10 protein-coding genes are annotated in these 12541 nt (G+C 29.0%); 7 read left to right on the top strand and 3 right to left on the bottom strand.

Annotated features, from left to right (window positions below; all coding sequences use genetic code 4):
* Positions 1-60: 60 nt before the first annotated feature.
* Genes MDIS_RS03025 through trpS form a run of 3 tightly spaced genes read right to left on the bottom strand, consistent with a single transcriptional unit; the run spans position 61 to position 3190 of the window.
* A complete protein-coding gene (locus tag MDIS_RS03025; RefSeq protein WP_044635584.1) occupies positions 61-471 on the bottom strand; it encodes an MAG3450 family membrane protein in 411 nt (136 codons plus the stop codon).
* Complete coding sequence (gene thrS, locus MDIS_RS03020; RefSeq protein ID WP_044635583.1) at positions 464-2203, bottom strand: threonine--tRNA ligase; 1740 nt, start codon at positions 2201-2203, stop codon at positions 464-466. Before thrS ends, MDIS_RS03025 begins: the two co-directional genes overlap by 8 nt.
* Before the next feature lie 3 nt (positions 2204-2206).
* A complete protein-coding gene (gene trpS, locus MDIS_RS03015) occupies positions 2207-3190 on the bottom strand; it encodes a tryptophan--tRNA ligase (RefSeq protein ID WP_044635582.1) in 984 nt (327 codons plus the stop codon).
* A 41-nt stretch (positions 3191-3231) separates the two neighbouring features.
* Between trpS and MDIS_RS03010 the strand changes: the two genes are divergently transcribed.
* The 7 genes from MDIS_RS03010 (at position 3232) to MDIS_RS02980 (ending at position 12514) form a co-directional block, all read left to right on the top strand.
* Positions 3232-3612 carry a PTS transporter subunit EIIB gene (locus tag MDIS_RS03010; RefSeq protein WP_232034212.1) on the top strand — a complete coding sequence of 127 codons (381 nt, stop codon included), beginning with the start codon at positions 3232-3234 and terminating at the stop codon, positions 3610-3612.
* A 41-nt stretch (positions 3613-3653) separates the two neighbouring features.
* The gene (locus MDIS_RS03005; RefSeq protein WP_044635580.1) at positions 3654-6854 is read left to right on the top strand and encodes a DEAD/DEAH box helicase; all 3201 of its coding nucleotides are present in this window, start codon (positions 3654-3656) and stop codon (positions 6852-6854) included.
* Positions 6841-7581, top strand: coding sequence for a ribonuclease HIII (locus tag MDIS_RS03000; RefSeq protein ID WP_044635579.1), 741 nt, complete (start codon positions 6841-6843; stop codon positions 7579-7581). The genes MDIS_RS03005 and MDIS_RS03000 overlap by 14 nt, the downstream gene beginning before the upstream one ends.
* Positions 7565-7867: a YneF family protein gene (locus MDIS_RS02995; protein WP_084217553.1), complete on the top strand. Its 303-nt coding sequence runs from the start codon at positions 7565-7567 to the stop codon at positions 7865-7867. The genes MDIS_RS03000 and MDIS_RS02995 overlap by 17 nt, the downstream gene beginning before the upstream one ends.
* A 6-nt stretch (positions 7868-7873) precedes the next feature.
* Positions 7874-9391 (top strand): 2,3-bisphosphoglycerate-independent phosphoglycerate mutase, encoded by a 1518-nt coding sequence (gpmI, locus tag MDIS_RS02990; protein WP_044635578.1) that lies wholly within the window; start codon positions 7874-7876, stop codon positions 9389-9391.
* 140 nt (positions 9392-9531) lie between these two features.
* On the top strand, positions 9532-10770 hold the full coding sequence (locus MDIS_RS02985) for a hypothetical protein (protein ID WP_044635577.1): 1239 nt from the start codon (positions 9532-9534) through the stop codon (positions 10768-10770).
* Positions 10742-12514, top strand: a complete 1773-nt coding sequence (locus MDIS_RS02980) for a hypothetical protein (protein ID WP_044635576.1) — start codon at positions 10742-10744, stop codon at positions 12512-12514. The genes MDIS_RS02985 and MDIS_RS02980 overlap by 29 nt, the downstream gene beginning before the upstream one ends.
* Positions 12515-12541 lie beyond the last annotated feature (27 nt).

Here is a 12541-nt window from a genome sequence, read left to right as displayed (position 1 = left end):
CCTTAAAATTATATATACTAAATTATAACAAAAAGACCATTTTTTGCCTTTTTTAACCTTTTATTGTATTTTTTTCACTTTTCTCTTTCGACTAAATTGCTCAATTTTCTTTTTGATTATTAACGAAGGAATAATTAAAAAAATCGATAATAAAACTAAAAATACTCGTAAAATTAGCAATTTTCAAAAAAGACTAAACGGATAAGTCAAAAGCAAAATGGTTAGTGAAAATGAAATAACGGAATAGTAAAAAGCAAAGGAAAAATTAACAACTTTTAATTTAGTTAGAATAGTCGAAACAACAATCGAAAAAAGGAAAATTAAAATACTAATAACAAATAAAATTCAGTAAGAAATTAGTTCCTTTCCATAAAAATCAGGTGAAAAAAATGCATAAACTACACCAATTGGTGCAATAATAGTTATTAGTGCAAAGAAAAAATCAGGAATTTTTGTTATTTTTTTATGCATTTTTTTCGCGATTTTTTAATAAATCAATAAAAGCAACTAATGAAATTTTATATGTTTCTGGCGATCCGTATTCACGATAAGAGATTTCGTTTTTTTCAATTTCTTCATCGCCAATTATCAATTGAAAACTTATTTTTTGTAAGTTTGCTTCGCGAATTTTCCGAGAAATTCGCTCAGAGCGAATATCAATTTCCGAATGAAATCCAAGATCAAAAAGGATTTCATGAACTTTTTGCGCAAAATCATAATGTTTTTCTGTTACAGGAATTACAATAATTTGTCTTGGTGATAATCAAAAAGGTAAATTTCCTTTGGTTTGTTCTAATAAAATTGCAATAAATCTTTCATAAGTTCCAATTAATCCGCGGTGAATCAAAATTGGTGTTTCCTTTTGGTTTAAATCATTTGTAAAACTAATTCCAAATTTTTGTGGTAAAAGAAAATCTAACTGTAAGGTCGAAATTGTAATTTCTTTATTTAAAGCGGTTTTGATTTGAAAGTCAATTTTTGGACCATAAAAGGCTGCCTCGCCAATTTTTTCAATATATTTAACATTGTTTTCATCTAAAAACTGCTTTAAATCAGATTCAGCCTGGTTTCACATCAGTTCGTCTTGGAAAAATTTATCTTTATTTTCAGGGTCTCTTTTTGAAAAAGAGATATAGAAAATTTTAATTTTAAAAAACTCTAAAACTTCCGTAATCATTTTAAAAAGATGTTTAATTTCGCTAAAAATTTGATTTTTACTAACAAAAATATGACCTTCAGTTAAATCCATTGCCCGAACTCGCTCAAGACCAGAAAGTGCTCCTGATTTTTCATACCGATACAATCTTGACTGTTCTGAAATTCTGTATGGCAAATTTCGGTAACTAAAATGTTGTTGCGAAAATAAAATAATATGGTGTGGACAAGTCATTGGACGCGGAATCAACGGTTCAGTTTCAACCTTAAGAGCAGAAAACATATCGTCTTTATAATGCGATAAATGCCCTGAAATTTCATAGAGTTTTTGGTGACCAAAATGGGGGGTTAGAACTTCTTTAAATCCGTAATTACGGTCAAATTCAAGAATTTTCTGACGAATTTTGTTATGAACTTTCATCCCGTTTTCTAGTCAAACTGGGAAACCAAGTCCAAAATAGGAACTAAAACTAAAAAGTTTCAATCTCGAACCAATTCTACGGTGATCTCTTTCTTGTCTTTCTTGCAAAATTTCAAGAAATTTTGCAAGATTTTCTTTTGAGTCTCAACTTGTGCCGTAAATACGTGTTAGTTGCTTGTTATTAGAATCGCCGCGCCAATACGCTCCTGCTATTTTTAAGAGTTTAAAATTCTTAATTTTATTTAAAGATTCAAGATGTTTACCAGCACATAAATCTTCAAAAAGCACGTTATTTTCGGCATCTACTATCGAATAATAGCTAATTTTTTGTCCATTATTTTCTAGTTCATTTTTTAGTTCTTGTTTATAAATTTGTTCATTAAAATCTAGATTTTTACCATCAGTTTCAATAATTTTCAGATTTTTTGTTACTAATTTTTTCATCAACTTTTCAATTTTAGGAAAATCTGAATCTGAAAGTGAAAAATCAAAGTCAAAATCATAATAAAATCCATCTTCAGAAACAGGACCAAATCCTAATTTAACATTTGGAAAAAGTGTTTTAATAGCAAGCGCTAAAAGGTGTGAAGTTGAGTGATTTAATTCATAGTCAATTTTTAATTCCATAAGTTATAGACCCATTTTTTCTTTTATTTTTAAAAGGTTGTAATTAGCGATTTGATTGGCTTTTTCAGCCCCTTTTTTTGCTAAATCATCGACTAATTCTAGATTTTTTTGGTATTTTTGTTGTAAATCTTCTAAAAAATCAGCAACTATTTTTCCAACTGTTTGTTTTAGAAATTGGTAAGACTGATTTTCAAAAAAAGCGAGACATTCTTCTTGGTTTTTTCCAGTAAAAGCCATAAAAATGTTCAAAAGATTAACAATTCCTGGTTTTTCATCACTAAAATAAATTTTATTTTCAGAATCTGTTTGTGCTTTTTGAATTTTTTTATAGGCGATTTCTGGCGAATCAGTTAGAAAAATAGCAGAATTTTTTACCGTGGTTGATTTAGACATTTTTTTCTGTGGATCAGTCAGTGACATTATTTTTTGTGCAGAATTTGAAATTATAGCTTCTGGAATCGTAAAACTTGTTTTAAAAGTTTTGTTAAATCTTTGCGCAATTTTCCGTGTTAATTCCAAATGCTGCAATTGATCAGCGCCAACCGTGACAAAATCAGGATTGTATAAAAGAATATCGGCAGCCATTAGAATTGGATAAGTTAGCAATCCTGTTGGGATTTTTTCAGTATTATTTTCCTGTTTTTGTCGCGATTTGTCTTTAAATTGCGTCATCCTTGACAATTCGCCAATTGTTGTTTGTGATTGTAAAAGTCAAAAAAGTTCAGAATGAGCACTAATTTCCGATTGGAAAAATAAGACCGTTTTTTCAGGATCAAAACCGCAAGCAAGATAGAAGGCAAAAATATTTTTACGGTTTTCAGCCAATTTTTCTGGACTAATTGGTAATGTTAATGCGTGCAAATCAGCAACAAAAATGAAATTTTCAAATTCATTCTGCAAATTAAGGCTTGGTTTTATTGAACCTAAAAAGTTCCCAATTGTTAGTTGTCCTGTTGCTGTTATTCCACTTACCAATCTTTTTTTCATAATGAAAAAATTTTAACATAATTAGCAGAAAAGTTTTAAAAATGAGTATAATTAAGAACATAATTATGAAGCTAATTTCCAAAATCATTTATTTTCTTTTGCAAATTTTTAGCTTTGGTTTTTTTGCCAAACACATTAACAAAAAACACAATAAAACAAAATCTGATCTTACTTTTGAAAAAAAATTTGATTTTAAAATTGAGGAGTTAATCAATCTGTTAGGAGGAAAAAAAAATATTAAATCAAGCGATTTTAGTATTTCCAGGTTAAAAATTCAATTAAAATCAACAGAAAATCTCGATTTTGAAAAAATCAAAAAATTAAAAGGAGTTTCAGGAATTGTTGTTAACTCGGAAACGATTAGTTTAATTGTTGGTAATAAATCAAAGGCAATTTCAGAAGCCATAAATAATTTTGAATAAGTTTAGAAAAGTTTAGAAAATACCAAGGAAATTACGTTAAAATGCAAAAATTTGGAAACCATAACCGTGAAAACCCAAACTTGAACAATAATCCAAATCAAAATTTAAGTTATGAACGTCTACTCGCAAATTTAATTACAGTCGAGCGTTCAGATTCGGCGCTTTTTACAAGACTTGATAACGAAAATTATATCGATTTATATTCAGTATTAAAGTTAAGTGATTTTAAAAAATTAATCACATCACCTATTTCATCTGTCTCGCTTTCAACTAGTGAAATTGATGATTTTACTGAAAAAATCGAAGAAATTGATAACAAAGATGAACTAGTTGAATTTTTAAAAAGTTCAGATTACAAATTAAATCCACTTGTTTTAAGATCGCTTAATTCCGATTTTCAGTTAGGGAAAAAGGAAATTTTAAACAAAATTTCTTATAAAAAACAAACTAGTTTAGCAAAGTGAAAGCGCTTAATTAAAAAGGCTTATGATATTTTAAGAGACAGAAATGTTTGGCCTTTACACATTGGATTTTTTTATATTTCGTTAACAATTGAGGATCGAAGTTTTTTTGGTCCCTTGTTTGTGAAAGAATGTGAAGTTACAATTGTAAATTCAGTCCCACGGCTTAATGCTGACGGTCACATTAAATTAAATAATAAACTTCTTGCTTTTTTAAAAAAGCTTGATATAGATTTTAATTTCAATTTTGATTTTTCGGAATTTTCAATCGAAGATTTAGTGGAAAATATAAAAAAATTTTACAACGATAAATTTGAAATTCCAAATATTGAAGGTCGGGTTCCAAAGGATTTTGCTTCAAATGAAGATAGCATAATTTTTCATCCTGGAGTTGTTTTAGGATTTTTCAATATCGGCGGATCACATCAACGCCGAATTATGGAAAAAATGATTAAAACTGGTGAAATTCATAATCTTATTGATGTTGATATTAATAAAAATGTTTATCGTAATAATATTGAAAAATCAATTTTTTCACCTAAATTTACAGGTTTTTTTAAAATTCAACCTACCAACTATACTCAAGATTATGCACACATTTCAGCGATTTTGCACAATACAATTATTTGAGGTCCACCAGGAACGGGAAAATCACAAACAATTGCTAATATAATTTCAAACATTATTTCGCTCAACAGAACCGCACTTGTTAGTTCGCAGAAAAAAATTGCACTTGTTGTTCTTAGAAAAAGGCTGAAAATGATGTCCTTTTTTTGCCTTTTTGTAATCAATGAAAAACTTGAAAATTATAAAGATTTTTACAAGCCTATTGAAGAATATATTAAAAACATTGAAAATTTCAATATGGAATCCAAATTGGGTGAAATTAAAGTTTTTTCAGACGATGATCGCCAATATTTGGAACTTTTACTTAAAATTTTCCCAAAAGTCGAAACCTTAACAAATACGCTCGATGCCTATAAAACAATTGAAAATGCCAATAATTTCTTTGCACTCAACGTTGCAGAAGCACTTTTTAAAATAAATAAGTCAATAAACATTAATCCAAAACGTTCGCCGCGTGGTTCTGAACAAAAACTTAAAATTCACATTATCGAATCACAGTTAAAACGTAAATTAAATTTTGTTGAAAAAGCAAAGCATTTTGTTTCAACCGAATTGCGTGAAGATGTTAATTTAATTATTGAAAATTTAGCAAATTATGATGATAATTTGGAAAATATTTACAATAAGATTTCAAAATTAGAAATTTCTAATTTTGAAAATCTTGAAAAGTTTCTAAATTTTGCTAGAAAACCAAAAGTCGAATACCTTGATGATAAAGCATTATTTGTTCATCATGCTAAAAAAGTCTTTGAAATACTGGCTAAATTGAACAATGACAGCGAATTCCAGCAACTTTATACTCGTTTCCGCCTTAGTGTTAAACAAAAAAAGAAAATGTCACCTTATAAATTCTTATTAAAACACGCTGAAATTATCAAGGTTTTATTCCCAGTTATCATTACAACACCTGACATTGAACTTGTAATGTTTGAAAAAAAACATTTTGACTACGTAATTATTGATGAAGCTTCACAAATGTTTTTAGAAGAAGCACTTCCACTTTTATTTTATGGAAAAATAAAAGTTTTAGTTGGTGATCACCAGCAAATGCAACCGATTCGTTGATTTGCATCTAAATTAAACGAAGAATCAGAGGATGATGCCTTTGCAAATATTGAATCAATTCTTGAATATGCCCATTCAAAAGGTGTGTTTAATATTATGCTTGACAAAAATTATCGTTCTCATCATGCTTCACTAATGACTTTTAATTCACGTCATTTTTACGATTCAGATCTTAAAATTGCGAATAATTACAAATTTGAAGGAAATGATGTAATTGAAGTTCATAATGTTAACGGACAATGAGACGGACAGCAAAATATCGTTGAAGCAAAGGCGGTTGTGGAAATTGCGCAAAGAAATATCAATAAATTTCCAACAATGATAATTCTTGCTTTTAACAAAAATCAGCAAAATGCTATTGAAAAAATTATTTTTGAATCCTACCCTGAAATTGAAAGGCTAATTTATACTGATAAAATTATTGTAAATAGTCTTGAAAATATTCAAGGAGACGAAGCTGATCTAGTAATTGTTTCAGTCGCCTATGACCAAAGTGCAAAATTTGGTTCTACTTATATCGCAAGAAAAGGTGGAAAAAACGCCTTAAATGTTGCCACCTCGCGTGCTCGCCAAAAAATGGTAATTTGCAAATCAATCAATGCCGATGAAATTCAAAACTCTTCAAATTCCGAGGATCTTGAAATTTTCAAAGAATGAATCAATTTCCTTGACTTAGATGTTCAATCACAAATTCATTATTCACGTAAAAAGAAAACTGAACTTTCACTAACTGAATTAAAAAAAGTCTCAAAAACAAGTTTTTTCGCTAACTTTCAACAGGAATTTATCGAAGAATTTTCTTCAAATTTTCCCGATTTCGAAGTAAAAGCAAACTTTGTTGTTGGTAGCGAAGAAATCGATGTCGCTATTTTCGACCAAGGCGACCTTTTGTTTGCAATTTACCTTGATTCATTAGAATATAAAACCCCCGAAGAATACATTCAATATTTTGATGCAATTAAATTTATTGAAAAAAAACAATATCCAGTTCTTATTATCAATTTTGTTGACTGAAAACTAAATAAACCAAAAGTAATTGCTAAAATTAAAGAACAAATTCTTAACTTAAAGGAAGATGATCTTGTTTAGATCAGAATTATACAAACCTGATGAATTAGTAATTGGTTGTGATGAAGTCGGAGTTGGTGAGTATTTTACAAATTTAACTGTTTGTTGTGCCGTTTTTCGTGAAAGTGAAATTGATGTCGAAATTTTGGACAAAATTTCTGATTCAAAACTTTTAAACGAAAAGAAAATTAACGACATTTTTGTAATATTAGACAAAAAAATTAGTTATGAATTTATTAGCCTTGAGATGAATGAGTATAACAAATTGATAACAAAAGGTTTAAATTCACACGAAATTAAAGCTTTTTCGTATTTTAAAGTTCTTCAGAAATTAACTTTTACTTTTAAAGATGAAAAAATTGACAAAATTTTTATCGATGGTTTTGTCAGTGAAAGAAAATTTGCTGAGTATTTCTCAAAAATTTCCCGAATCTTCAAACTAGAAACTTGGGATTTTGAAAAATTTCCTTTAATTTTAGAAAAAAAAGCTGATACAAAAATTAAGCAAGTTGGCGCTGCATCAATAATTGCAAAACACGCTTTAAATCAAAAATTTATTCAAAGGCAACAGAAATGAAATGCAATTTTTCCTGCTGGTTCTAACCAAATTGAAAAAATTGTTAATTTTTGCGTTCAACAAATTGGAAAATATGGCAAAATTTTCCTTGAAGAAAATGTAAAATTGCATTTCAGTATTACCGATAAAGTCTATATGAAATTAGAGGAAAAAAATGATAAAAATAGTTAGTTTATTCGCCGAAAACACCGAAAAAATTCAGTCCAATATTAACGTTGCTGGCGGTGTTGGTCTTGGTGGTTGAATTGGAATTACAATTGGTGTCGGAATTGTTTTGTTTATTGCTGGGGCGATTATTGCTTTGGTAGTTTCAAAAAAAATGTTTGAAAAACAAATTCGTGAAAATCCACCGATAACTGAAAGCATGATTCGTGCAATGTATATGCAAATGGGGCGAAAGCCTTCTGAGGCTCAAATCAGAGCGGTAATGCGTTCTGTCAAAAATGCAAAAAAGTAGGAAAAAATGAAGAAAAAATTAGTTTTAATTATCATTGATGGTCTAGGGTTGCGCTCTGAAAAACAAGGAAATGGTTTTGCGCTTGCAAAAACCCCTGTTTTTGATAGTCTTTTTCAAAATTATCCTCATAGTTTAATCACCGCTTCTGGTGAAGAAGTGGGACTTCCTGCTGGTCAAATGGGAAATAGCGAAGTTGGTCATTTAAATATTGGTGCTGGTTTTATTGTCTATACAGGGATTTCAATTATAAATAATGCTTTAAAAACAGGCGCTTTTTTCAAAAACGAGAAGTTTATTAAAGCTTTTGAACATAGTATCAAAACTGGACTTCCACTACAAATAATGGGACTTTTTTCTCCTGGTGGAGTTCATTCGCACCAAGATCATCTTTTTGCGCTAATTGATTTTGCTGCGGATTTTGGTGTAAAAAAGTTAAATATTCACCTTTTTGGTGATGGAAGAGATGTTGGTCCTAAGTCGATCAAACCGTGAATTGAAAAGTTGATTTTAAAACTAAAAAATTACGAAAACTATAAAATAGCTTCAATTTCCGGGCGTTTTTATTCAATGGATCGTGATAAAATGTTCGACCGTGTTGAATTAGGTTATAATGCGCTTTTAGGAAAAGCGGAAAATACCTTCACAAATCCAATCGATTATGTGAATTTGCAATACGGAAAAGGAATTACTGATGAATTTTTCGAGCCAGCAATTAACTTAAAGGTTAATAAAAACGATTTTCTTGGAGATAATCATCCGGTAATTTTTTTCAATTTTCGTCCTGATCGTGCAAGACAATTAAGTCATTTAATTTTAGGAACTAATTTATACAAAAACAAACCAAAAAACCCTGTAAAAATCGACATCTTTGTCTCAATGATGAAATATGAAGGGATAAATTCGCTTGTCGCTTTTGAGGAAATGAAAGTCGAAAATCCGCTTGGAAAAATTATCGACAACGCTGGTTTAAAACAACTTCGGCTCGCTGAAACACAAAAATATGCCCACGTTACCTTTTTTGTTGATGGTGGGATTGAACTTGAGCTAAAAAATTCTGACCGAATTTTAATTGATTCTTTAAAAGTTCAATCTTATGCTGATTTTCCACAAATGTCAGCGGTTGAAATTACTGATAAACTTATTGAAGTCGGCGAAAATTACGACTTTATTATTATGAATTTTGCAAATCCAGATATGGTTGGGCATACTGGAAATTTAGAGTCAACAATTAAAGCTGTTGAAATTCTTGATTCACAAATCGGTCGAATTCATCAATGAGCTAAAGTGAAAAATTTCCACTTTTTTATTACCGCTGACCACGGAAATGCTGAACTAACCGAAGATGAAAATGGAAATCCTTCAACAAAACATACAATTTTTCCAGTAATGTTAATTTCAAGTGATAAAAATATTAAATTAAAAGACGGAAAACTTGCTAATATTGCACCTACTATTTTAGATTATTTTGGAATCGAAAAACACCAAGATATGGATCATAACTCCTTAATAGTTAAAAGTGAATAATTTTTTTATTTCTAAAAAGCGTCGATTTTTACAGTATTTTTTTTAAATTTAGCGATTTTTCTTGAACCAAATTAACTAAATGTATTTTTTTCTTGTTTTTGTTCTTCTAAATAAAAATCTAAAAATTTGATAAATAAAAAATGAAGAAAATCAAAAAAAATTTGATTAAAAAAGTTAGTAAACTTTTTATTTTCCTAACTTTTTCGACATTATCTATAATTTCTGCTACTAATAAAGGTTTGGAAAATCAAGCCGTTATTAGTCAAAAAACAATTGAAAATCAAAGTGAAAATTCTAAAAATTTATATAAAATCACCCAGATGTCAGCAGTGTCTGATAACAAAAATGATCTAATTTCGCCGGCAGTTAAGGAAAAAATCCCCCCACAAAAAAACGGTCTTGCTCCGGCAGTTCCGTTTTTAATTCTTGGCGCCGGCGGTATTCTTTTTGCTAGTTGGATTGCAAATCAATCAAATCAAAACCGACCAATTTTACCAAAACTACCAAATATTACTTTCAATCCAGGCAGATATTCACCACAAAAACCGCAAAAAGAAAATGATTATCAAGATGCAATAGTTGCTAGAACTAATAATTCAATCACTGTTGATCTAAATATTTTAGCTTCAAAAACTAATACAAAATTAAGTTCAAGAGCTGCAGCATTATCTAAAGTTGAATTTGTTGAAGTTACTAGCACAAGTCAACTTAAAAAATTTGATGGTGTCCATTTAGCTTATTTTTTTGATAATGTTCCAGGTTATGCACCAAAATTTTTAATTAGCCCTGTTAAAATTAGCGAAGCGCTTGCCTGAGAATTTTCGGTTTTAAGTCTCCAAGATGCTTTTGACCTTAAAGGTTTGTTATACAACAATTTTTTCCCTAATGTTAATTTAGAACAAAACCCTAAATTTGCACAAAAATTAGGTTTTAAACCTAATTTTTACTCATATAAAAAGAAAAAAATGAAAAAATTAGCCTATAAAGTTGCCTCAACAGTTAATTTATTAATTGGCGCTAAATTGGGATATAATGTTCCTTATTTAAATAATGATAGTGATGAAAATTATCCAAAAAGTTACTATACTGTCGACAAATTTATCGATCAACCTTTTGATAAAAGCATAAATTGATATATGAATATGCCCTCAATTGAAACATTGTATGCAGATGGGAAGGTGAAGGATAAAAACCGTGAAAAAAGGATTAAGGAAAAGGTAGATGATAAAACAATTCTTTTTAGAAACTATCATGTTAGAAGAGTTAAACTTCGCCCTAATGTTGATGGAGAAGAAAAAGAAAAAAAAGATCGAATCGAACTTAAATCTGTAGAAAGAATTCATTATTTATATGGAGATCCAATCAAATTCCCTCATTAATATTAAGCAAAAATTTAAAGAACTAAGATATAGGCAAGTTGATCAAAGAGATTTTATTTCAACAAGAAATATATTTAAACACTGAAATGAACCATATATTCGACCTGACGGAGTTAGAGTATTTACTTGCGCATTTACTTATTGTCAAGAAAAGTTTACAAATTTTTTAAAACATAACATTTCCTTTTACGAACATAATCCTATCGAAGATATGATCGCAATCCTTTATAAACAAGGCGATTATGTTTATCGACTTCAACTTGAAGAAATTCAAAAAGCTGTCTTTTTTTCAAAAGAATTACGATTTTTTAGTTTTTTTAAAAAGCAAATTTCTAAAGAAATTTATCAAATAATCAGCGAAAGTTACTGGCGTTGAACTAGAACATATAGGCAAGTAGACGGAATTTTTTGAGATGAAGGTACTTGAACTGATATAAAAATGGTTGTCGTAGCGATTGAAAACATTGATGATGAAAAAAACTGCCAGTATTCAATCTCTTTTCCTTCAATTTTAAGAATGTCTTATGCAAACAAAGAAAGACTAAAAGAAGTTGAACAGTTAATAATTAACGAAATTGAGGAATTAATTCCGTTTGCAAAACCAAAAAATCTTGAAAATCATCGAGAAAAAATTTTTGACTTTCTAACAATTCAGCATGAATATAATTCAAAACATTTTGATCCTAATAAAATTTATTTAGGTCAAAAAATCGAAGATGATTTAAAAAAAATTGAAAATGGATTTCAGGATTTAAAAGACGATTATTCGCTAGCACTAAATGTAAAAACATTAGAAACTTATGAAAATATTTTAGAAAAATTTAAAAAATATGGAATTAAGAAATTCGACCTTGAAAAAGATGACAGAAGTCAAATTTTAATTAGTTGAATAAATAAATTTGGACCAAATTATCGTCAACACAGTATTAATTTATTCGGCAAAGATGGTCAAAAATATTATGATGATCTAGAAAAATGAACTAATAAAGTAAATTTAGTTCATCTTTTCCAAATTATGTTTGGTCCCAGCGTATATTTTCTTTGAGATCCTACATTGGATGGTCCTATTCCTGATAGTTTAGTGTTAAAAAGTTGGGCTTCACTTGATATTTCTAAATTTGAATTATATTATTTTGGTGGTTCCGAATACGGAATTTATGATGATATTCTTAATCAGTTCGACTCAAAAAACCCTGTTTTTTGACTAAATACTGCCTACGAACCTAGTGGTAACTACGGATCAGAGGGTTGAATCCCAGAAATTGTCACGGCAAATTTAATTTTGCTTTATCGCGATGGCGAAAATGTTCTATACTGAATTGGTAAATGCCCGTTTTATCACCATGTTTATAATGGGAAATATTTTCCGTTAAATTTATATTATAATAAGAAAATTTCTGATCTTGAGAGAGACATTTTTCTTCGCGGAAATACTGATCCGGTTTTTTATTCTTACGATAACGAACTAAAAATTGACGTAATTAGAAGAACAAACAAGGAATTAAGCGAATTATTTGATTATATTCGTTTATATGAAAAAAATTATAAAAATAAGAATGCTAGAAAGCATTTTGAGGATTTTATCGAAGAATCTGATCTTTTAACTGATGAGGATAGAAAAAAAATGACAGTTTGTGAACTAACATCAATTTATTCTGACCACGAAAAATCGATCAACTTTTTAGATATTGAAAATGGAGAATATGTTGATTTTAGATTAAAAGAATATTATAAAAAATCTTAAAAATTAATAACAAAAAAAAGAAGAAAA

This window comes from Mesomycoplasma dispar (assembly GCF_000941075.1).
In the GTDB taxonomy this organism is placed as follows: domain Bacteria; phylum Bacillota_I; class Bacilli_A; order Mycoplasmatales; family Metamycoplasmataceae; genus Mesomycoplasma; species Mesomycoplasma dispar.
The sequence above is the reverse complement of the archived record's forward strand: the minus strand, read 5'-3'. Positions and strand labels throughout refer to the sequence as shown.